The 21,332-nt window shown below is 67.2% G+C and carries 18 protein-coding genes; 9 read left to right on the forward strand and 9 right to left on the reverse strand.

All coding sequences use genetic code 11. From position 1 onward, the window contains the following. Positions 1-93: 93 nt before the first annotated feature. Positions 94-2,406: a TonB-dependent receptor gene (locus ABF821_RS09780; RefSeq protein WP_415529881.1), complete on the reverse strand. Its 2,313-nt coding sequence runs from the start codon at positions 2,404-2,406 to the stop codon at positions 94-96. 257 nt (positions 2,407-2,663) lie between these two features. Between ABF821_RS09780 and ABF821_RS09785 the strand changes: the two genes are divergently transcribed. Continuing rightward, on the forward strand, positions 2,664-3,131 hold the full coding sequence (locus tag ABF821_RS09785) for an Lrp/AsnC family transcriptional regulator (protein ID WP_182973857.1): 468 nt from the start codon (positions 2,664-2,666) through the stop codon (positions 3,129-3,131). Positions 3,132-3,280: 149 nt separating this feature from the next. Here the strand turns inward: ABF821_RS09785 and cysE are convergent, their stop codons facing one another. After that, positions 3,281-4,048 (reverse strand): serine O-acetyltransferase, encoded by a 768-nt coding sequence (gene cysE / locus ABF821_RS09790; RefSeq protein ID WP_259654537.1) that lies wholly within the window; start codon positions 4,046-4,048, stop codon positions 3,281-3,283. 176 nt (positions 4,049-4,224) lie between these two features. Continuing rightward, complete coding sequence (locus ABF821_RS09795; protein WP_415529882.1) at positions 4,225-5,460, reverse strand: UbiH/UbiF/VisC/COQ6 family ubiquinone biosynthesis hydroxylase; 1,236 nt, start codon at positions 5,458-5,460, stop codon at positions 4,225-4,227. A gap of 247 nt (positions 5,461-5,707) precedes the next feature. On the opposite strand from ABF821_RS09795, the gene ABF821_RS09800 reads away from it, so the two are divergent. The 3 genes from ABF821_RS09800 to ABF821_RS09810 all read left to right on the forward strand — a co-directional run bounded on the left by ABF821_RS09800 (position 5,708) and on the right by ABF821_RS09810 (position 8,120). Continuing rightward, positions 5,708-6,046 (forward strand): P-II family nitrogen regulator, encoded by a 339-nt coding sequence (locus ABF821_RS09800; protein WP_114727956.1) that lies wholly within the window; start codon positions 5,708-5,710, stop codon positions 6,044-6,046. Between the two features lie 23 nt (positions 6,047-6,069). Further along, positions 6,070-7,428, forward strand: a complete 1,359-nt coding sequence (locus ABF821_RS09805) for an ammonium transporter (RefSeq protein WP_183008034.1) — start codon at positions 6,070-6,072, stop codon at positions 7,426-7,428. A gap of 185 nt (positions 7,429-7,613) precedes the next feature. Beyond that, positions 7,614-8,120 (forward strand): hypothetical protein, encoded by a 507-nt coding sequence (locus ABF821_RS09810; protein ID WP_182973860.1) that lies wholly within the window; start codon positions 7,614-7,616, stop codon positions 8,118-8,120. A gap of 43 nt (positions 8,121-8,163) precedes the next feature. On the opposite strand, the gene ABF821_RS09815 is transcribed toward ABF821_RS09810, so the two are convergent. Genes ABF821_RS09815 through ABF821_RS09825 form a run of 3 tightly spaced genes read right to left on the reverse strand, consistent with a single transcriptional unit; the run spans position 8,164 to position 11,106 of the window. After that, positions 8,164-9,156, reverse strand: a complete 993-nt coding sequence (locus ABF821_RS09815) for an aspartyl protease family protein (protein ID WP_415529883.1) — start codon at positions 9,154-9,156, stop codon at positions 8,164-8,166. After that, positions 9,140-10,102, reverse strand: coding sequence for a prolyl aminopeptidase (pip, locus tag ABF821_RS09820; protein ID WP_183007962.1), 963 nt, complete (start codon positions 10,100-10,102; stop codon positions 9,140-9,142). The genes ABF821_RS09815 and pip overlap by 17 nt, the downstream gene beginning before the upstream one ends. Further along, entirely contained in the window at positions 10,099-11,106 is a 1,008-nt protein-coding gene (locus ABF821_RS09825; RefSeq protein WP_415529895.1) for a tyrosine recombinase XerC, read from the reverse strand. The genes pip and ABF821_RS09825 overlap by 4 nt, the downstream gene beginning before the upstream one ends. 69 nt (positions 11,107-11,175) lie before the next feature. Between ABF821_RS09825 and ABF821_RS09830 the strand changes: the two genes are divergently transcribed. Then, positions 11,176-13,428 (forward strand): primosomal protein N', encoded by a 2,253-nt coding sequence (locus ABF821_RS09830; RefSeq protein WP_415529884.1) that lies wholly within the window; start codon positions 11,176-11,178, stop codon positions 13,426-13,428. A 140-nt stretch (positions 13,429-13,568) separates the two neighbouring features. Then, on the forward strand, positions 13,569-14,735 hold the full coding sequence (locus ABF821_RS09835; protein WP_415529885.1) for an L-dopachrome tautomerase-related protein: 1,167 nt from the start codon (positions 13,569-13,571) through the stop codon (positions 14,733-14,735). A 119-nt stretch (positions 14,736-14,854) separates the two neighbouring features. On the opposite strand, the gene ABF821_RS09840 is transcribed toward ABF821_RS09835, so the two are convergent. Continuing rightward, a complete protein-coding gene (locus ABF821_RS09840) occupies positions 14,855-15,640 on the reverse strand; it encodes a siderophore-interacting protein (protein WP_415529886.1) in 786 nt (261 codons plus the stop codon). Between the two features lie 19 nt (positions 15,641-15,659). After that, on the reverse strand, positions 15,660-16,100 hold the full coding sequence (locus ABF821_RS09845) for a PadR family transcriptional regulator (protein ID WP_246401891.1): 441 nt from the start codon (positions 16,098-16,100) through the stop codon (positions 15,660-15,662). Positions 16,101-16,133: 33 nt separating this feature from the next. Between ABF821_RS09845 and ABF821_RS09850 the strand changes: the two genes are divergently transcribed. After that, positions 16,134-16,418, forward strand: coding sequence for a hypothetical protein (locus ABF821_RS09850; protein ID WP_415529887.1), 285 nt, complete (start codon positions 16,134-16,136; stop codon positions 16,416-16,418). Here ABF821_RS09850 and ABF821_RS09855 read toward each other — a convergent pair. Then, positions 16,415-17,509 carry an NADH:flavin oxidoreductase/NADH oxidase gene (locus ABF821_RS09855; protein ID WP_183007957.1) on the reverse strand — a complete coding sequence of 365 codons (1,095 nt, stop codon included), beginning with the start codon at positions 17,507-17,509 and terminating at the stop codon, positions 16,415-16,417. The two genes, ABF821_RS09850 and ABF821_RS09855, sit on opposite strands and share 4 nt — an antisense overlap. 67 nt (positions 17,510-17,576) lie before the next feature. Between ABF821_RS09855 and ABF821_RS09860 the strand changes: the two genes are divergently transcribed. Together ABF821_RS09860 and ABF821_RS09865 are read left to right on the forward strand one after the other, a co-directional pair. Then, positions 17,577-17,960 (forward strand): ArsR/SmtB family transcription factor, encoded by a 384-nt coding sequence (locus ABF821_RS09860; RefSeq protein ID WP_415529888.1) that lies wholly within the window; start codon positions 17,577-17,579, stop codon positions 17,958-17,960. A 284-nt stretch (positions 17,961-18,244) separates the two neighbouring features. Then, positions 18,245-21,205, forward strand: coding sequence for a two-component regulator propeller domain-containing protein (locus ABF821_RS09865; RefSeq protein WP_415529889.1), 2,961 nt, complete (start codon positions 18,245-18,247; stop codon positions 21,203-21,205). Positions 21,206-21,332: the final 127 nt, after the last annotated feature.

Genomic DNA, 21,332 nt, shown 5'->3' on the forward strand with positions numbered 1-21,332 from the left:
TTTTCGCCCGCCGCCCGCGGCCCGCCGGGCGGGCCGGCCGGGGGGGGGGGGGGGGCGGCGCGGCCGCGGGCGGCGGCGCGGTCCCCTTGCGCATCAGAAGCGGGCGCGTACCGTTCCGAAGAACTGGCGCGGCGCGCCGGCGAACATCGACTGCCGGTCGCCCGAAATCGGATTGGCACCGATCGCGCTGATATATTCCTGATTGAACAGGTTGTAGATACCAAGGGAGAAATTCAGGCCCGCGACGTGCGGGATATGCTTGAAATCGTACGATGCCGTCAGGTTGGCATTCCAGTACGGGTCGACCGACGTGTCGTTCATGTAGGACAGGTAGCGTCGCCCCATGTAATAGACGTTGAAGTTCAGCGTTGCGTCCCCGTAGGTATAGGCTACGTTCGATTTATACATGACGGACGGGTAATTGACCTCCATCTTGCCTTTGAGGTCGTAATACGTCCCGGCATTATAGATACCCTGACCGTAGGTCGAATGATTGTAGCTGATGCTGTTGAAGATTTCGAGGTGCGGCAGGGGGCGGACCGTGACCCCGGCATCGACGCCCCACATCGCCATCGACCCGACATTCAGGAAGGTCTGGTTGGCATTGACCAGCGTGCCGCTGGTGATCGGCGCCAGGCGGTTGGAATAATCCGAATGATACAGGTTCAGCACGCCATCGACATATCTGCTGTTGTAACGGTAGCCGATCAGGTAGTTCCAGGTGCTTTCGGGCTTCAGCGTCTTGCGCAACTGCGAGAAAATGGCCTGGTTGTCGACGCCCCAGGCAACCGGCGAGTTCCACCCGCCATAGGAATAGGCGCGCATATTGCGCGAGACGTCGAAGAACAGTTCATGATGTTGCAGGAACGTCCAGTTCAGGCTGACATGGGGCAGGAAGGCGCCCGCCGTCGTCAGGCTGCCGCTGGGTAGCATGCTCTGCCCGGTATAGGTCTCGTTGTTTTCGAACGCGCCACCCGCCGTCGTGACCAGCAGCGACTTGAACCCCGCATGCAGGCGCAGGGTGGGCAGGATGTGCCAGGCATCCTGAAGATAGTACTGGAAGGCATTCGTGTTCATCTGCACGCCATAGCGCGTGGCGAACGAATCCTTGTAGGGTCCGGTGCCCTTGCGCGGCGTGCCCTCGCCCAGAAGGGGCTGGCTGTATAGCCGCTGCGCGTAGGTGAAATCGTTGTTTTCGTACCAGACGCCGGATTCCAGGTCGTGATGGCCCAGCCGGTATTGCAGCGCCAGCGTACCGCCGACACGGCGGAACCATTGATGGTCGGCCTGCTGGATCATCGGCGCGCCGTTGGGCGACGACACGTACGGATTGGTGAATTCGTAGTCTCCGCCGGAGACCTGTGCGTACAGCACGCTCTTCAGCCGCAGGCGTGATGTCAGGTCGTATTTCCCGTTCAGCCCGGTCAGATAATTCCGCTGGTCCTGCGCCGCATCGTAATACGCGATGTCGGTGGGGCTGGACACCTGGTCCCATCCGGCGGGAAAGATGCCCTGCGCGGCCAGGTAGGCGCCCTTGTAGTCCGGATAGAAATAATCCGTCCTCGACCCAAGCTTGCGTTTGATCTCCAGGCTGATATTCCCATAATTATATTGATTGAACTGGGAATAGTCGAAAAATCCCGTCAACTGCCCGCGATCGCCCAGAGGCTGGACGAACTTGAAATTCGCCTGCTGCTCGTACTGGTTGCCATGGCCCTTCCATTTCTGCGCGTCGGTGCGCGCGTAGGACGCCATGAATTTCGTGCCGGTCTGGTTCAGCACACCGCTGTGGAAGCGGCCGAACGTGCGATAGGTGCTGTTGCTGCCGAAAGTCTGCGAGACATCGGCCCCCAGCGTGTCGCGCGGGTCCAGCGTATAATATTGCAGCGCGCCACCGAGATTGGCGGTCGATGCGACATCGAGCGCGCCGCCGCCCTGGGACATGTCGATCCGCGCGATGTTGTCGGGCGTCACGGCCTCGTTGATATCCAGGCCGTTCGTGTTGATGAAACCCTGGTCACCCAGTGGAATCCCGTCCAGCGTGACGCCCAACTGGCTCTGGTTATAGCCACGGATATACAGCGAATTGGCATAGGTATCGAGGCCCAGCGCGTCCGCCGTGGCGAAGCTGACGCCCGGCGTCGTCGCCCCGAGGACCTGGAGCGGACTGGTCCCTGCCACGAAGCGGTTGAGCGTCTTGCGCGTGATGGTCTGCTCCATGCCGTGAGACGTCTCGTGCGACCCCACGACCGACAGCGCCTCGGCCGAGCGGGGTTCCGCGGCCTGCGCGTGGCGCGCCGCGGGCCTGGCCGCCGCATGCCGCGCAGGCGTCTGCCCGGCGGGCGCGGGCTTGGGCCGCCTGGCCTGCGCGTGGGCATCCGGATGAGCCATGGGCGCCAGGGCCATGGCCCCCAGAGCCGTCGCCAACATCAGCCGGCGACGGCGGTAAAAGGGACGTGGATCTCCGTCCATCCGGATGGAAACCGTCGCTTGCACGTCAGAGTCATATTTTTTTTGCATATCAGACCCTCGAAATGGGAGGGCAAAATATATCCAATCCGTTATGATCAGTGCGTTCATTCTTGATACGAAACGAATGAGGATGCTCTCATGTTAGCGATAAAAATGAACGATTCTTTCATTTTTGGCCGGATCACTGAAAAGTGAAACAGTTTGACATAGACGAAATCGACAAGCGAATCCTGCGTGTTCTGAGCGTCGACGGGCGCATATCGATTACGGATCTGGCGCGTCAGGCCGCGACCAGTACGGCGACCTGTTTCCGGCGCGTGCAGCGCCTGACAGAGGACGGCATCATCACCGGCTTCAGGGCCGATATCTGCCCGGCCTCGGTCGGACGCAGCGCCGTCATCGTCATGGGGGTCTGCCTGGACCGGCTGAACAAGCTGGCCTTCGCGGAATTCGAGGCCGCGATCCGCGACCATCCGCTGGTGATCTCGTGTCACCTCGTGTCGGGTGAATTCGATTATCTGGTCACGATCCGGGCGTCGTCGATCGACGAGTTCAATGCGATCTATGGCGACTGGCTGGTCTCGCTGCCGGGTATCCGGATGACCAGGACGTTCTTTTCCATGAAGGAGGTCGTCCAGCGGACCTACCTGCATTTCTGACCCGCGTTTGCCCACTGGCGCATCGGCAGGCCCCGCCCGCTGACGCCAGAGCGAAAGCGGGCATGGAATCGCATCGCCCCAGCGGGTGGAGACGCCGCGTGACAGAACGGCCCCGCGCGGGTCCGGCCCGAGCCGGTCAGATCATCCGGTCAGATCATGTAGTCGATCGGGGGGAGCATCTGGTCCATCGTGAAGGCCGGCAGGGCGCTGTGGCGGGTGCCGACCGGCCGCGCCGGGTTGCCGACGACGGTGGTGAAGGGCGGCACGGATTCCAGCACGATCGACCCCGCGCCGACCTTCGCCCCCTCGCCCAGTTCGATATTGCCCAGCACCTTGGCGCCGGCGCCGATCAGTACGCCGCGCCGCACCTTGGGGTGGCGGTCGCCGACATTCTTGCCGGTCCCGCCCAGCGTCACGCCCTGGAGCAGCGACACGTCGTCTTCCAGCACCGAGGTCTCGCCGATCACGATTCCGGTGCCGTGATCGAACAGGATGCGCCGGCCCAGCCGCGCCGCCGGGTGGATATCGACGGCGAACAGTTCCGATGCGCGGCTTTGCAGATGCAGGGCCAGGTAACGCCGGCCGTTGTTCCACAGCCAGTGGGCCACGCGATAGCACTGCACCGCGTGATAGCCCTTGAAGAACAGGAACGGCGTCGCGTAGTTCGCCGTTGCCGGATCGCGCTCGCGGATCGCCACCAGATCGGCGGCGGCGGCGGCGACGATCTGCGGATCGGCGGCGAACGCCTCGGTCACCAGTTCCGACAGCGCGTCATCGGCCACCGAGCGGTCGCCCAGCTTGCGCCCGATCAGCGCGGCCAGTCCGTTGGCGAAGGTGGCGTGGTTGCGGATGCCGGTGGCCAGCAGGCCGCGCACCAGCGGATCGTCACAGCCCTCGCAGCCCGCCGCGATATCCATCCACAGCCGTTCCTGGTCGATGGAAACCAGTGTCGGCTCCGCAACGGCGCGGGTGCCGCGGGCCGCGGCCAGCGAAGTCGGGGAAATATCAGGCATGAAACCGGTCCTGTCAGCGGAAGGAACGATATGGGAGGGCGCCGCCCCGTTGACCAGAGGCGGCCTTGCGACGCGACGCGCTACAGGCCCATCGCGTGGCGGACGAAGGCCCGCCGCAGGGCGGGCATGCGGTGCACACCGGCCAGCCCGAGATCCCGGGCGCGGCGCAGCACGGGATTGTCGTTGCCGAACAGTCGCTCCAGCATGTCGGTCGCGGCCAGCATCAGCATGTTGGCGGGGCGACAGCGTGCCTGATACTGGCGCAGCAGGGACGGGGCACCCAGATCCTCGCCCCGCGCATGGGCGGCGATCAGTACGTCGGAGAGCGCCGCCACGTCGCGGAAGCCCAGATTGAGCCCCTGCCCGGCGATGGGATGGATGCCGTGCGCGGCATCGCCCACCAGCACCATCCGCGTGTCGAAATAGCGCTGCGCATATTGCGCCGACAGCGGGTAGACCCAGCGCCGCCCGACCGGAGTGACCCGGCCCAGCCAGTCGCCCATGCGACGCTGGATCTCGTGCGCGAAGGCATCGTGCGGCAAGGCCGCCATGCGCCGCGCCAGTGCGTCGCTTTCCGACCAGACGATGGCGGAGAGGTTCGGATGCTCGGGCGTCGCGGCCATCGGCAGTTGCGCGAACGGCCCGGCGGGCAGGAAATGTTCCAGCGCACGGTTGTTATGCGGATGCTCGTGCGCCACGGCGCAGACGATGCCGCTCTGATGATAGGGCAGCCGGGTGATGCCGATCCGCGCCTGATCGCGCAGCGCGGAGCGCCGCCCCTCGGCCGCCACGATCAGCCGGGCACCGAAGGTGCGGCCCGATTGCATCCGCACCCGCGCGCCTTCGGCGGTGCGGGTGATCGTTGCCTCGTCCGGCGCCAGTACCGTGAGCAGGTCATGGGCATGGAGTGCGCGGTTCAGCGCCACGCGCAGCGCACGGGCCTCGATCATCCAGCCGAAGGGCTGCTCCGCATCCTGCCGCCCGAATTCCAGGAACAGGGACGAAGGCTTCTCGCCGGGTCGGCCGTCGGAGACGCGGATTTCCTCGATCGGGCAGGCCTGGAGCGGCAGCAGGCCCCACACTCCGGCGTCCTCCAGCAGACGACGTGGGCCGGCGGCGATGGCGTAGGCGCGGCCGTCGAAGGCCGGGTCTTCCATCGGCGGCAGCGCCGCGCGATCGACGATGGCCACGCGCAGGCCCGCCACCGCCAGGCGGCAGGCCAGCGTCGCGCCGACCGGCCCTGCCCCCACGATGCAGACATCCACATCGTCCTGCCCGGTGCCGGTCTGGGGGTGGGACATCGTGCCTGCGGTCATGAGTGTGGTCCTGCAATAGCCGGTCCGGCCCGATGGCCCTGCGGCGAGAATGATCCGTTCCGGTGCGCGCGCCCATAATTAAGGCACATCATGCCGCACACCAATGGCGCAAGGCACACCAGACACCGCGCTCCGTCAACCATGCGCGTACTTGGCACGGTTTTTGTATTGCCCTAATCGCGATTTGGATCATCATTCCGCATCAGGAAAAACGGACTACAACAATGAACCAAGGAGACGTGGCGCGATGAAGCTTGTCACAGCCATCATCAAGCCCTTCAAGCTCGACGACGTTCGCGAATCCCTGACGCCCCTGGGCATCCAGGGCCTGACCGTCTCGGAAGTGAAGGGATTCGGCCGCCAGAAGGGACAGACCGAAATCTATCGCGGCGCGGAATATCACGTCAGCTTCCTGCCCAAGGTGAAGATCGAGATCGCGGTCTCCGACGACATCGTGGACCAGGTGGTGGACGTGATCCTTCAGTCCGCCCACACCGGCAAGATCGGCGACGGCAAGATCTTCGTCTCCAGTCTGGACAGCGTCATCCGCATCCGCACGCGGGAAATGGGAGAAGACGCGCTGTGACCATTCCGAGCGCCTGTCGCGCGATGCCCCGCCTGCCGGCCGCCGTTGCGGCGGTGGCGGCTGTTTCCCTGGCCGGCCTCTCCACTCCGGCATTCGCCGCCGATGCGGCGCCTCCGATCGACACCGGCGATACGGCGTGGATGCTGGTCAGCACGGCCCTGGTGCTGATGATGACGATCCCGGGCCTGGCGCTGTTCTATGCTGGCATGGTCCGCCGCAAGAACGTGCTGGCGACGCTGATGCAGTCGTTCGCGATCTGCTGCATCGTCACCGTGGTGTGGATGGTGGCCGGCTACAGCCTGACCTTCGGCAACGGCACGCCCTATATCGGCGACCTGTCGCGCTTCATGCTGAACGGCATCGGCGCCCATATCGCCAAGGGCGCCGATATCGGCTTCACGCTGGGCGCGGGCACCCCCAACGCCACGACGATGACGATCCCCGAGAGCATCTACATGATGTTCCAGATGACGTTCGCCATCATCACCCCGGCGCTGATCACGGGGGCCTTCGCCGAACGCATGAAGTTCAGCGCGCTGTGTGCCTTCACCGTCCTGTGGTCGCTGCTGGTCTATGCGCCGGTCGCCCACTGGGTATGGAGCCCGCTGGGCTGGGTCGCCGGGCTGGGCGCCATCGACTTCGCGGGCGGCACGGTGGTGCATATCAATGCCGGCGTCGCCGGCCTGGTCACCGCGCTGGTGCTGGGCAAGCGCGTCGGCTACGGCCAGGACGACCTGTCGCCCTTCAACCTGACCTACGCCGTCATCGGCGCGTCGCTGCTGTGGGTGGGCTGGTTCGGCTTCAATGCCGGTTCGGCCCTGGGGGCCAACGGGCGGGCCGGCATGGCCATGGCCACGACGCAGATCGCCGCCGCCGCCGCCGGCGTGGGCTGGATGGTGGCCGAATGGGCGCGCACCGGCAAGCCGACCGTGCTGGGCATCATCTCCGGCGCCGTGGGCGGGCTGGTCGCCATTACGCCTGCGGCCGGTTACGTCCTGCCGGGCAGCGCGCTGATCATCGGCCTGCTGGCCGGGGTGATCTGCTTCTGGACCGCCACCTCGCTGAAGCACATGCTGGGCTATGACGACAGCCTGGATGCCTTCGGCGTGCATGGCATCGGCGGCATCGTCGGTGCGCTGCTGACGGGCGTGTTCGCCTATGGTCCGCTCTCGGCCACCGATGCCAACCCCGCCGGCATCAGCGGCTCGCTGAAGCAGCTCGGCGTTCAGGCCGAGGCGGTGGCCGTTACCATCGTCTGGTGCGCGGTGGTGTCGTTCGTGCTGCTGAAGATCATCGACGCCGCCATCGGCCTGCGCGTCAGCCGTGACGACGAACAGGAAGGGCTGGACATGACCCAGCATGGCGAGCGCATCAATATCTGACCGCTATCTGATCGGTCGCCATCTCTTCTTCCGCCGACCAGAACAGGCCGGACCGGGCATTGCCCCGGTCCGGCCTTTTTCTTTCCGTATTCGGATCATGATGTTATGAAACAGGATGCAGACCCGATGGCCCGTCGCGGCATGATGCCCGCCGGCTCGTTCTGAACGGAAAGGATCGCACTTCCATGGCTATTGCGCTTCGTGGCCGGATTGCCGTTGCCCTGCTTCTTGCCGCGCCCGCGGCGCCCCTGCTCGCCCCCCAGGCCCACGCCGTCAGCGCGGCGCAGGCGTGCTACCAGAAATTCAACGCCGAACGGAAAGCAGGTACCGTCAAGGGCCAGACCTACAAGGAGTTCAAGGCGGCGCAGTGCGCGACGCCCGAGGCCGCTGCCGCTGCCCCCGCGACACCCGCCACGCCGGCGGCTCCTGCAACCGCGGCGACTCCTGCCGCCCCGGCTGCCCCTGCCGCTCCTGTTGCGGCTGCCGCGCCGGCCGCCGCTGCCGCCGGCAGCGCGGTGCTGCCCAACGCGGTCTCGGCGCAATATGCCAGCGAGAGCGCGGGCAAGGCCCGCATGCACACCTGCCTGGACCAGTACAAGGCCAACAAGGCGACCAACGCCAATGGCGGCCTGAAATGGATCCAGAAGGGCGGCGGCTATTACAGTGTCTGCAACGCCCACCTGAAGGGCTGATGCCGGCCGGTTGCGACGGGGCGCCCGGCTCCGTCGCAACCCACTACCGCCGGGCAGGCCGCACGAACATCCGGTTACCGGCATAAGATATCCAGACATCGTGCCGGGCGAACCAGTCCGCCCCCAGCAGCATGTCCACCCTGTCCCGCAACGGCGCGACCGTCAGCACCGGTGCGTGCTCCACCTCGTTCCCGATCCGCAGGCTGGCGAAACGATGCCAGTGATACCATTTCGTCCGGCCATCGACGCCGCTGGTCTCGCCCCCCGGATCGACCGCGAGACGATCCTCCGACACCCCCACCCGTGCCGCCGCATCCGTCGAGAGAATGCGCGAGCGCGCGCCGCTATCCACGAGGGCGGTCAGCGCCTGTCCGTCCAGTTCCACCCCGACCGCCACGCGATGGCCGTCGCGCACCAGCGGCACGGTGTCGTAGGCCCCATGCCAGGCCGGCGCGGCATGGCACGCGCCGTCATCGCCCCGCATGCGCCACAGCGACAGCCAGCCCCCGGCGACATCGAATTCCAGATCGAAATGCGACAGCACGTCGCCACCCAGCAGCCCCGCAACCGGCGGCGTGATCATCGGCTGCCCCGGCAGGTCGCCTACCGGCGTGGAGAGCGGGCCGAGATCGAGGCCCTGCCCGTCTTCCGTGGTCAGGCGCAGATCGGCGATCAGGACATTGGGCACCATCCCCCCGGCGCCTCCGGTGCCGTACAGCACGGTACGCCGCCCGGAATCGATCAACAGCCCCAATGCCTCGGCCACCCGACCACTGATCAGGCCACCTTCGGCCCCGGTATCGACCACGAGGCTGTACGCCCCTTGCGCCGTCTGCCCGGCGATCGAAACCGGCACCGACAGATAGCCACCGTCATCGCGCAGCGGCACCCGTGCGATACGGGTGACGGCACAGGGCACGGGCGCCCCATCCTGAGCCAGCGTCCCATCCTGAGCGAGCACGGGGGCCGGCAGCAGGCACAACAGCGCCGCCGCCAGCCAGCGCGGCCGACGCGCGCGGTCAGCCTCCGGCGGCAAAACGGTCGGTAGCGTCCAGCAACGCGGTCTGGATTCCCGGTTCCGAAACGGCATGGCCGGCATCGTCCACCAGACGGAAATCGGCTTCGGGCCAGGCACGATGCAGGTCCCATGCCGTCCGCATCGGGGTGGCGGCGTCATAACGGCCCTGCACGATCACGGACGGAATATGCCGTATCCGCTCCACATCGCGGATCAGTTGCCCTTCTTCCAGCCAGCCGCCATGGACGAAATAATGGTTCTCGATCCGCGAGAAGGCCAGCGCATACTCTTCGTCGGCGTGCTGGGCCGAGAGCGCCGGTGCCGGGCGCAGGGTCAGCGTCTCGCCCTCCCACACGCTCCAGGCCACGGCGGCCTCGACGCGCACCGCCCGGTCGGGGTCGGTCAGGCGGCGGCGATAGGCCGCCATCATGTCACCGCGCTCCGCCTCCGGAATCGGCGCCTGGAACCGCTCCCATTTGTCGGGGAACAGCCAGGACGCGCCCTCCTGATAATACCAGAGCAATTCGGCGCGCCGCAGGGTGAAGATCCCGCGCAGGATCAGCCCCGTCACCCGCTCGGGGTGCGTCTCGGCATAAGCCAGGGACAGCGTCGACCCCCACGAGCCGCCGAACACCAGCCAGCGTTCCGCACCCGTCAGCACGCGCAGGCGCTCGATATCCGCGACCAGATGCCAGGTCGTGTTGTTGTCCAGCCCGGCATGGGGCGTTGAGCGACCGCAGCCGCGCTGGTCGAACAGCAGGATGCGATAGCGGGCCGGATCGAACAGGCGGCGATGCGCCGGGGTGCAGCCGCCGCCGGGGCCGCCATGCAGAAACACCACGGGAATCCCGTCCGGATTGCCGCACAGTTCCCAATAGACGTTGTGCCCGTCGCCCGTGTCCAGAATGCCGGTGCGATAGGGCTCGATCGGTGGATACGGCATGCGCTCGGCGGCGATGGTCATGGGTCGTTCTTCCCCGTTGTTGTTTCCGCGTCATGGGACGGGCCGTGCCCGGCGGCGCGCGGATGAGCGCCGGCCCAAACCTGCATCAGCCGCGCTTCGTCCGCCAGTGTATAGCGTTGGGTCGTCGACAGGCTGACATGGCCCAGCAGATCCTGGATCACGCGCAGGTCCGCGCCGCCCTCCATCAGATGCGTGGCGAAGGAATGCCGCAACGCATGGGGCGTCGCATGGTCGGGCAGGCCCGCCATGTCGCGCCACACCCGCATGGCGCGCTGCGCCACCGCCGGCTGCAACCGGCCGCCCCGCACGCCGGGAAACAACGGCGCGTCCGGCAGCGGCGCCGGATGCCCGGCCCGCCAGTCCGTGAGCGCACGCACGACGACCGGCACCATCGGCACCAGCCGCTCCCGCCCGCCCTTGCCACGGATCAGCAGCGTGCCACCCGCCGACAGCGCCCGGTCGAGATCGCGGATATCCAGCCCCAGCGCTTCGGAAATGCGCAGACCGCAACCATAGAGCAGCAGGAACAGCGTCCGGTCGCGCTCCTCGGCCAGCGGGCTGGCGGCGATGGCGCCCAGCCCGTCGGGCACCTCCAGCGCCTGGTCCGTCGTCAGCGGACGCGGCAGCGAGGCGCGGAAACGGGGGGCCGCCAGCAGACCCGGCGCCGGATTGGTCACGCCATGATACCGCGCCAGATACCGATAGAAGGAGCGCATGGCCGAAACCCGCCGGGCACGGGTCCGCGCCGCGCGATCGGCTCCGCCGGCGTGACGGCCGGCCGCCGCCTTCTGCGCCCCGGCATGTTCCGACGCCAGCCAGGCGCGCAGGTCGGCCAGCGACAGCCGGTCCAGCACCGCGAGGTCCACCATGCCACCCACATGGGTGCCGACAAATGCCAGAAACCGGTCCAGATCGCCCCGATAGGCGGTGAGCGTCAGCGTCGCCGCCCGTTTTTCGTCGCGCATCCAGTCCAGGAACGCATCGCGCAGTTCGGCACCGGTCATCGGGGCAGCCGCGCGGCAGGCGACGATTGCCGAACAAGACAGCGGGCGGCTGGGGCGATAGAAAACCTCATGGTCCATGCGAGTCTAAACAAACGCCCCCCCGTGCGAAAGCCGGAAAGCGCCGGCCGGCCGCGCGTCGCGGTGCTGTTGCCGCTGCCCTTTCCCGGCCCGTTCGACTACGCCGTGCCCCCCGCGCTGACGGACCTGCAACCGGGCGACATCGTCAGCGTACCGCTGGGCCGCCGGACCGAAACCGGCGTGGTGTGGGACCCGACCCCTGCCCTGCCGCCGGAATTCACGCCCCCGCCGATGAAAGCCGTGGCGGACGGACGGCTGAAACCGGTGATCAGCCGGCTGGACCAGCCGCCCCTGCCCGGTGCTCTGCGCCGCTTCGTCGACTGGGTCGCGGCCTATACGCTCTCGCCCCCCGGCATGGTGCTGGCCATGGCGCTGCGCACCGCCGCCACCGCGCCCGTCACCCCGACCACGGGCTGGGCCGTCGCCGAACCGCCGCCCGACCTGCGCGAGACCCCGGCCCGCCGCCGGGTGCTGGAAATTGCCGCCAGCGACGGCCCCCTGCCCGGCACCGAACTGGCCCGGCGCGCGGGTGTGGGCACCAGCGTCGTGCGCGGCCTGGCCGATGCCGGCGCGCTGCGGGCCGTGGTGCTGAAGCCCGCGCCACCGTTTGCCGCGCCCGACCCCGCCCATTGCCCGCCGACCCTGGGGGACGGCCAGCAGGAGGCGGCACAGAGCCTGCGCGACCTTGCCGGGACGGGTGGGTTTTCCGTCACGCTGCTGGAGGGCGTCACCGGATCGGGCAAGACCGAGATCTATATGGAAGCCATCGCCGCCTGCCTGGAACGCGGACGGCAGGTGCTGGTACTGCTGCCGGAAATCGCGCTGTCGGCACAATGGACCGGCCGTTTCACCCGGCGTTTCGGCGCCGAGCCCGCGCTATGGCATTCCGACCTGAGCCCGCGCCTGCGCCGCGTGACCTGGCACGCGGTGGCCGAAGGGACGGCGCGGGTGGTGGTGGGCGCGCGTTCGGCGCTGTTCCTGCCCTTTGCTGAACTTGGGCTGATCATCGTCGATGAGGAGCATGAAAGCGCCTTCAAGCAGGAAGACGGCGTGACCTACCATGCGCGCGACATGGCGGTGGTGCGGGCGCGGCTGGATCGCGCGCCGATCCTGCTGGTCTCCGCCACGCCCAGCCTGGAGACGCTGGCCAATGTCGGTGCCGGCCGCTACCGCCATCTGGCGCTGACCGCGCGCCATGGCGGGGCCACGATGCCCGAGGTGCGCACCATCGACATGCGCGCCCACCCGCCCGAGCGCGGACTGTTTCTCTCCCCCGTGCTGACCGAGGCGATGCAGGCGACGATGGCGCGCGGCGAACAGGCAATGCTGTTCCTCAACCGTCGCGGCTATGCGCCGCTGACGCTGTGCCGCACCTGCGGCCATCGCCTGCAATGCCCCAACTGCACCGCCTGGCTGGTGGAACATCGGGCGCGGCGCGTCATCACCTGCCACCATTGCGGCTATCAGGAGCCCACGCCGCCCACCTGCCCCTCCTGCCATGCCGAAGCCAGCCTGACCCCGATCGGCCCCGGCGTGGAGCGCATCACCGAGGAAGCGCGCGCCACCTTCCCCGATGCCCGCCTGCTGGTGATGGCCAGCGACACGCTGCCCGGCCCGGCCGCGACCGCCGACGCGGTGGCGCAGATCGCCCGGCGCGAGGTCGATCTGGTAATCGGCACGCAGATCGTCGCCAAGGGCTGGCATTTTCCGCATCTCACACTGGTCGGTGTGGTCGATGCCGATCTCGGGCTTGGCGGCGGCGACCTGCGCGCGGCGGAACGCACGGTGCAATTGCTGCATCAGGTCGCGGGCCGCGCCGGCCGCGCCGAGGCGCCCGGCACCGTGTTGCTGCAAAGCTATTGCACCGAGCACCCGGTGATGCAGGCCCTGGTCTCGGGCGATTTCGCCAGTTTCATGCGGCAGGAAGCCGAGCAGCGCCGCCCCGGCTTCTGGCCCCCGTTCGGCCGTCTGGCGGCCCTGATCGTCAGCGCCGACACGCCGGAAGCCGCCGATGCGACCGCCCGCGCCCTGGGCGCCGGCGCGCCGCGCGGCGACGGCTTGCAGGTTCTCGGCCCGGCGCCGGCACCGCTGGCCATCCTGCGCGGCCGCCACCGAAGGCGGCTGCTCCTGCGCGCCCGGCGCGAAATCGCGCTGCAACCGATCGTGCGGCAATGGCTGGAACGGGTAGCGCCGGAACGCGGCGCGCGGATCGATGTCGATATCGATCCTGTTTCGTTTCTTTGACGCCTGCGCAGGACAGGGTTGCAAACACTGGACCGATCTAAAAACCATTTCATTCGGCGCGGCGGGCGCATGACCTTATGACGGGTAGAGACCAATCGTGGCACACGCCGCCCTGAACGCGTCCAAGGGAGAAATGACCATTGAATCGTCGCGACCTCTTCACCGCCGCCGCCGGTGCGACCCTTCTGCCCGCTCTGGCCGGCGTGTCACGCGCCGGCACGGTGTCGGGCGACACGGTTCCCACCGGTTCGCTGGAAGTCGTTGCCGAATTCTATGGCCCCGGTCCCTCGGGCATTGCCGTCACGCCGGATAACCGCATCTTCGTCGGTTTTCCACGCCATGCCGAGAACCACCGCAAGGCCACGCTCGCCGAACTGAAGGGCGATGTCCTGGTGCCCTATCCCGACAAGGCCCTCAGCCTGCCATCCTCAGCCAGCCCGGACCACCGGCTGGTCTCGATCCACGGCATGACGACCGACAGCAAGGGGCGACTGTGGGCGATCGACGATGGCAAGATCGTCGGCCAGCCCATTGCGCCAGGGGCGGCGAAGGTGATCGGCATAGACCCGGCAACCGACAAGCTGATTGCCAGTATCGTGCTGAAGGCGCCGGCCATGCGGCCCGACAGCCATATGAACGATCTGCGCGTCGATTTGACGCACGGCGCGCTGGGCACGGCGTATGTCGCGGATTCCTCCTTCGGCACCTCGCCAGCGTTGGTCGTGGTCGATATCGCGACCGGCCGCCAGCGGCGCGTGCTGGCCGATCATCCATCGACCCAGGCCGAGAAAGGGTTCCTGACGGTGCTGGATGGGCGCCCGTTGCGCTACGACCCCAGGAACCCGACCTTTCCGATCGGCGGGGTGGACAGCATCACCCTCAGCCCGGACAGCACGCGGCTTTATTACTCACCGCTGACCAGCCGCCGCCTCTACAGCATTCCGACCGCGCTGCTGTCGAATTTCGACGCGACCGAGGAACAGCTTGCCGCCGGCGTCACCGATCACGGCGAGAAGGTCATGACCGACGGCATAGCAACCGACGCCCAGGGCAGGATTTACCTGACGGCCAGCGAGCATGATTCCATCATGCGCTGGCTGCCGGAAGACGGCACGATCGAGGTCGTGGTGCGCGACCCGCGCATCGTCTGGCCGGACGGAATCTTCGTCACGGCCGACCATGTCTATTGCACGCTGGGGCAGTGGAACCGTCTGCCGGGCTTCAACGGCGGCAAGGATCTGCGCCAGCCGCCCTATCTGCTGATCCGCGCGCCGATCACCCCGCCTATCCGCGAAGATCAGCGCTGAACAGCCAAAGGGAAAAACCGCGCGGATGGAGAGCCGACGCGCGGAAAACCGCCGTCAGACCGCCATCCGCGCGGCTTACGAAAACAGCCTGATCACGGCCGGCGCGCGAACGCCTGGGGTCAGGCACCCTCGCCCACATCCTTCACCGATGCGTCGGCCGTTCCCTTGAGCCAATAACCCGATGCCTTGAGCCATGCCGGGGCGATTGCGCGCTCTTCCAGCAGATAGCGGCGCACCGCCTTCGCCACGCTGGCCTCAGCCCCGACCCAGACGAAGGTGCGGGCCGGGATTTCGATCCCGGCCAGCACGTCGAGGATGCCTCCCGCCTGATCCGCCGCCCCCATGGGCCGATGAACCCAATGCGCGTCATGCCGCGCGGGTGTCGTGAACGCCTGCTCGTCATCGGCGCCCGGCACGGCCACCACCGTCGTGACCCGGTCATGGGCCGAAAGTTCCTCGACCCGTCGGCCGATGGCGGGAAGCGCCGTTTCGTCGCCGATCAGAAGCCATTCATCCACCGGGCCGGCGATGACCTGCGACCCGCGCGGACCGGCGATTTCCAGCCTGTCTCCGACCCTGGCAGCCCGCGCCCAGGCGGCGGCGGGACCGCCATCATGATTCACGAAATCCAGGACCAGGGTTCCGGCCCGCGGGTCGTAGCGGCGCGGCGTATAATCCCGCCGCGTCATTTCGCCGTTGAGGCCGGGCACGAAAATCTTGATGTGGTCGTCAGGCGACGCGCTGACGAAGCCGTCGAGGTCGGCGCCGGTCAGCGTTACCCGGATCATGTGCGGGGTCAGGCGCTCCACAGCCGCAACGTCCAGATCGCGCCGCTTCAGTTCATGCCGCACCCGCTGAATCACGGGACCATCCCCGCGACCGTGACGCGATTCGCTTTCGGTCATCTGCCGCTCCCCCATGCCTTCACGCCTGCCCGATTTCACGGGCAACGGTGTCGAGCAGGTCGGCGATCTTCTGTTCCGCCGCCTGGTCCAGCCCGCCATTACGCAGGCGCAGACGCAGCGCCGTCTTCAGGTTTTCCATGGCGCGCATCACCGGCATGGGGATGTTCCGGCGTCCACCGCCACATTCCGTGCCGGCGGCGGCCGAGCGAGCGAGAATTTCATCGAGCCCCGCACGGTTCGCGGCCAGGAACGCCTCGCCTTCCGGGGTGATGTGATAGCTCTTGCGACCGTCTTCCTCGGCAAGGCGCGCATAGCCCGCTTCATCCAGCCAGGTGAGCGTCGGGTAGATCACGCCGGGGCTCGGCGTGTAGCTGCCGCCGAACCGTTCCTCGATGGTGCGGATCAGCTCGTAGCCATAGGTCGGCTTGTCGGCGATCAGGCTGAGGACCAGCAGGCGCATTTCGCCGTAATCCAGCAGCCGGTTGCGGCCCCCGTGGCGGCCACCACCGCCCCGGGCGTGATGCCGGCCCCGCCCCAAGAACGCGGAAAAACCCTCAGCGGAAAAGAAGCGGCGATCGCAACCGCCGTCATGTCTGTTTCTGTATTTCATGATTCCGATATGCATCCAGATATATCGGAACGTCAAGATATATCGGGATGTATTTTCCTTCACCCGGCCGATGGTGCCTGCCTCAGCCGCGACAGGTTGCGTCAGGCACCCGCGTTTCCGCATCAACGTGCTGAAAGCACGCTGATTTTCAGGGACTCGCGTTGTTAGCGGTATCGAGCCAGCCAATGGGCGTAGGGCGGCGGCAGCACCCAGGCGGCGTCCTGACGGCCCAGCGCCTTGGCCGCCGCATAGGGCCAGTGCGGATCGGCCAGCAGCGGACGCCCGACCATGACCAGATCGACCTCGTCCTGACGCACCATCGCATCGGCAAGCTGCGGCGCGCTGGCGGCGTTCCAGCTTGTGGCGGTCGGCAGACCGGTCTCGCGCCGGACCTGCCCCGCGATCGCCCCCAGGAAACCCGGCCCCCACGGGATCTGCGCCGTCGGCGTATTGAAGCCGATCGACACATCGACGAAGCCCAGGCCCTCCTGTTTCATGACCCGGAGCATGGCCAGCGCCTCGGCGAACATCGCCTCGTCATCGCCGGCGAATTCGACCACCCCCAGCCGGATCGACAGCGGCAGGTTCTCCGGCCACACCGCGCGCACGGCGCGCAGGGTTTCGACCAGGAAGCGCGCCCGGTTTTCGGCGGAACCGCCATAGGCATCCGTCCGTTGATTGGCGAATGGAGAAAAGAAGCTCTGCGCCAGATATCCATGTGCGAAATGCAGCATCAGCCATTTGAACCCGGCATCGCGCGCGCGGATGGTGGCCGACACGAAATCCTGCCGCACCCGTTCGATGTCCGCGATCGTCATCTCTCGTGGCTGGCGCGGCAGATTGTCGCCGAACGCCACGGCCGAAGGCGCGATCGTCGGCCAGGCGCGCGGATCGGATTCCGGAAGATGGTCATCGCCTTCCCACGGCCGGTTGGCGCTGGCCTTGCGGCCGGCATGGGCGATCTGGATGCCCGGTACCGATCCGGCCTCGGTGATGGCACGAGCGATCGGTGCCAGGGCCTCGGCCTGGTCGTCGCGCCAGATCCCCACATCGGCGGGCGTGATCCGGCCTTCGGGCGAGACGGCGGCCGCCTCCACCACCACCAGCCCGGCGCCGCCGCGCGCCAGCGTGCCCAGATGCACATGGTGCCAGTCGTTTACCATGCCGTCCTCGGCCATATACTGGCACATGGGCGAAACGGCGATCCGGTTGCGCAAGGTCACGTCGCCCAGCGTGTAGGGGGTAAAGAGATGAGTCATCCGGTCTTCCTCTTCCTCGCCCCTCCCGTCCGGGAGGGATTTGTTCTACTTTTATCGAACAAACGACATGTCGGGTAGAGTGAGCACCATGGCAAGAGTTGAATGCGGCTATGCTCATCCGGATGAAGAGACCGTGTCGCTGGAAGCGATCTTCCATGCGCTGTCCGATCCCTATCGCCTGCGCATCGTCCGGACCCTGGCCGCCAGCGCCGTGCCCATGAATTGCGGCGACCTGAGCTTCGGCCGGCCGAAATCGAGCATGTCGCATCATTTCCGCATCCTGCGCGCCTCCGGCGTGCTGCATACGGCCAGCCATGGCGTGGAGCATATGAACAGCCTGCGCCGCGAGATGCTGGACCGACGCTTCCCCGGCCTGATGGCGGCGGTCCTGGGTGAAATCGGGCACTCCACCACCACGGAAGCATCCGCACGCCCGCTCACGCCCGCCTGAAAGCTGCGCCATTGGCTGCCACCGCTCGGCATGGCGGCTCCAGCATTCATCACGACCATGGCTGGAACCGCCCTGCTATTGACGCCCCGTCCATGATGGAACATGTGTGCCATGCAAGCAGTGCAAATCCCGGACCCCGGACGCGGAGACTGAATCCCGATGCCCATGGTGAACGGCGCCCCGAGCTGAGGGCGATGGATTTCATCACGTTTCGCCCCATGCAGCCATCAGGGTCCGGGTGGCTCATCTTTTCCTCTTCCGCCGGAAAAGCGCCGCCATGGCTGGTGCTGATCGCCCTCCTCTGCGGCATCGCCGGGCTGGCCCCGCGGGCCTGGGCGGCCCCCCCGCCGCCACTGGCCAATTACGTCATCGATCACTGGTCGACACGCGACGGCCTGCCGCAGAATTCGATCCGCGACATTGCGCAGACGCCCGATGGCCGGCTGTGGTTCGCCACCTGGGAAGGGCTGGCCTCCTACGACGGGATGGAGTTCACCGTCTATGACCGCGGCAGCCGCGTTCCGCTGCTCGATAACGGGATCGGCACCATCGTCACCGATCCGGCGGGCGATCTGTGGTTCAGCGATTCCCGGGGCAATATCGGCCGGCGCGACGCCAACGGCGCATGGAATCTGTGGCCACACCCCGCCAGCGCGCCCTCCATCATCGTCCAGTCCTTGCAGATCGACCCGACCGGCCGCCTGTGGCTGCTCTATGAGGGCAACGGTCTGGGAAGCATGACGGCGGATGGCACCTTCCATTATGTCCGGCCGTCCCCGAAATCGTCGCTGCTGAATGTCTATCGCCGGATGGCGTTCGACAGCAGCGGGGCGCTCTGGGTGGGCACTTATGACGGTGTCATGGTCCAGGATACCCATGGTCAGGTCCACACCGCCCCGGCCGGCTGGCACCTGCCGCACGGGCTGGGCTGGCCTTATCGCGGGCCGGACGGCACGTTCTGGATCGTTGCCGGCAGCCGGATCTTCCGCGTCGACGCGACCGGCGCCACCCTGCGATACGACCTGCACGACACCGGGCGGATCACGGCCCTGGTTCAAGACCGCCACGGCGCGCTGTGGGCGGGCACAGAGGATCACGGGCTGCTGCGCCTTTCCGCCGCCGGCATCGAACGCCTGCCCGATACCATGGCGCCGGCATCGGGGCGCATCCTCAGCCTGATGGAGGACAGTGAGGGCAGCCTGTGGATCGGCTCCAACGGCGGCCTGTACCGTCTGCGCGAAGCCCTGTTCAGCACCCTCACCCGACAGGACGGCCTGCCGGACAATTTCGCCCGATCGGTTCTTGAAGACCACGACGGCCGGCTATGGGTCGGCACGGATACCGGCCTGTCGCGTGAAGGCCCGGACGGCACGATGGCCATGGTGCCGCTGACCGCCGAGCACGATCATCAGCCGGCCGTCCTGAGCCTCGCGGAGGACAGGGACGGCGATCTGTGGATCGGCACCTATTCGGACGGGCTGTACGAGCGCCTGCCGGACAACAGCTACCGCCATTTCGGCGCGGCGGAAGGATTGCCGGCCGGCAATATCCGGGCGATCAGCATCGGCGAAAGCGGGGCCGTCTGGGTCGGTACGCAGCACGGCGTCTTCCGCGTGGGCGACGGGCCACCGCGCCCGCTCGACGGGGCCGGCGCCCCGCATGGCCTGATCACCGCATTGCGGGCGCAGGCGGACGATTTGTGGATCGGCACGCTCGACGGCGTGCGCCATCTGCATGACGCCTCCATCCAGACGCTTCGTTTCACGGCCCCACAGGGCGCGCACACGATCTTCGGCTTCACGCCCCTTGGCCGCGATATGTGGTTCGTCACCGACCGGGGCCTGTATCGCGACCGCGACGGCACGCTGGTGCATGTGGCGCGCGAGCAGGGACTGCCCATCGATTCCATCTTTGCCATGCTGCCCGACCGGCAGGACCATGTCTGGCTGACGAGCAATCGCGGCATCATGCGTCTGGCCCGCTCCGATATCGAGACCGTGGCCGACGGCCGGTCGCAGCATCTGGCCCCTCTGCATTTCGACGAGGCCGACGGCCTGCTCAGCAGCCAGGCCAGCGGCAGCGCGTCCCCGTCGGCGATCCTGCGCCAGGACGGCACGATCTGGATCGCCACCGCCATCGGCGTCGCGCATGCCGACCCGGCGCAGGTCCATGTCTTCGTCATGCGCCCTCCGCCACCCTCGGTGGCGCTCGGCCTGCTTGATCTCGACGGCAATCCGCTGCCTCCGCCCTCCAACGGCGCGGCCATTCACATTCCCGCCGGCCATGGCCTGACGGTGCGCTACGCGGCACTGAGCTATCTGCTGCCCGACCGGATCATTTACCGAACCTGGCTGGAAGGCATGGACCCATCATGGACGGAGCAAGGCAACACGCGCAGCCTCCGGCTGGTCGGCCTGCCGCCGGGTGATTACACACTGCGCGTTTCCGCCGCCCACCCCGGCGGCGCATGGTCCACGCACGACATGGCGGTGCCGATCGTCGTCGACCCGATGTGGTGGCAGCGCCGGGGGGTCTGGATCGGTGCCATCGCGGCGTTCAGCGTGCTGCTGGTCGGGATTTATCTGGGCATTGCCTATTCCTACCGGCGTCAGGCCCGTGTCCTGTCGCGCATCATCGCCGAGCGGACGGGCGAACTGACGCAAACGGCCGAACGGCTGCAAGCCGCGGACCAGGAAAAGAGCCTTCTGCTGGAACGCCTGCGCCAGCAGGCCGATGTCGCGACCCGACAGGCCAGGGAAGACCCGCTGACGGGTCTGCCGAACCGCCGAGCCTTCAACGAACATCTTGCCGCGGCCCTGGAGGGGGTCATGGCGGGTCGACCCGATTTCTGCCTGGCCCTGATCGACGCCGACCATTTCAAACGCATCAACGACGAACACTCCCACGCGACGGGAGACGAAGTGCTGCAAGGGATCGCGGACGTATTGCGGGCTTCCACCCGCACGCCGGACATCGTCGCCCGCATCGGAGGCGAGGAATTCGCGCTCCTGATGCCGGAAACCACGCTGGAAGAGGGCGAGGCCGCGTGCATGCGCCTGCGCGCGGCCTTCCATGCGAAAAAGGACTGGGGCGGCACGCTCGCTCTGCGGGTGACCTTCAGCGCGGGTGTGGCGCGTTCCCACCGAGGCGAGCCAAGCACCGCGCTGCTGCTGCTGCAAAGGGCGGATACCGCGCTCTATCGGGCGAAGAATACCGGACGGGACAGGATCTGCGTGGAAGCGTGAGGGAGGGCTGTCGGTCGTTGATCAGATACCCGTTCGCTCGTCGGAGAGAACGCCTCAAAATCCACAGTCCGGGAAAACGCTTCGAGCTGATCGCCCAGCCCGCTTCACCGGGCAAGGCGCTCGTCAG

Origin of the sequence: Gluconacetobacter sp. (genome assembly GCF_047721585.1) — a bacterium.
Classification (GTDB): Bacteria; Pseudomonadota; Alphaproteobacteria; order Acetobacterales; family Acetobacteraceae; genus Gluconacetobacter; species Gluconacetobacter dulcium.

Excerpts from the sequence above, each read along its gene's own strand:
- ABF821_RS09780 (WP_415529881.1), bottom strand. The coding sequence starts at position 2,406 with ATGGCCCTGGCGCCCATGGCTCATCCGGATGCCCACGCGCAGGCCAGG.
- cysE (WP_259654537.1), bottom strand. The coding sequence starts at position 4,048 with ATGGATATCGCGGCGGGCTGCGAGGGCTGTGACGATCCGCTGGTGCGC.
- ABF821_RS09795 (WP_415529882.1), bottom strand. The coding sequence starts at position 5,460 with ATGACCGCAGGCACGATGTCCCACCCCCAGACCGGCACCGGGCAGGAC.
- ABF821_RS09800 (WP_114727956.1), top strand. The coding sequence starts at position 5,708 with ATGAAGCTTGTCACAGCCATCATCAAGCCCTTCAAGCTCGACGACGTT.
- ABF821_RS09805 (WP_183008034.1), top strand. The coding sequence starts at position 6,070 with ATGCCCCGCCTGCCGGCCGCCGTTGCGGCGGTGGCGGCTGTTTCCCTG.
- ABF821_RS09810 (WP_182973860.1), top strand. The coding sequence starts at position 7,614 with ATGGCTATTGCGCTTCGTGGCCGGATTGCCGTTGCCCTGCTTCTTGCC.
- pip (WP_183007962.1), bottom strand. The coding sequence starts at position 10,102 with ATGACCATCGCCGCCGAGCGCATGCCGTATCCACCGATCGAGCCCTAT.
- ABF821_RS09825 (WP_415529895.1), bottom strand. The coding sequence starts at position 11,106 with ATGACCGGTGCCGAACTGCGCGATGCGTTCCTGGACTGGATGCGCGAC.
- ABF821_RS09830 (WP_415529884.1), top strand. The coding sequence starts at position 11,176 with ATGGTCCATGCGAGTCTAAACAAACGCCCCCCCGTGCGAAAGCCGGAA.
- ABF821_RS09840 (WP_415529886.1), bottom strand. The coding sequence starts at position 15,640 with ATGACCGAAAGCGAATCGCGTCACGGTCGCGGGGATGGTCCCGTGATT.
- ABF821_RS09845 (WP_246401891.1), bottom strand. The coding sequence starts at position 16,100 with ATGCGCCTGCTGGTCCTCAGCCTGATCGCCGACAAGCCGACCTATGGC.
- ABF821_RS09855 (WP_183007957.1), bottom strand. The coding sequence starts at position 17,509 with ATGACTCATCTCTTTACCCCCTACACGCTGGGCGACGTGACCTTGCGC.
- ABF821_RS09860 (WP_415529888.1), top strand. The coding sequence starts at position 17,577 with ATGTCGGGTAGAGTGAGCACCATGGCAAGAGTTGAATGCGGCTATGCT.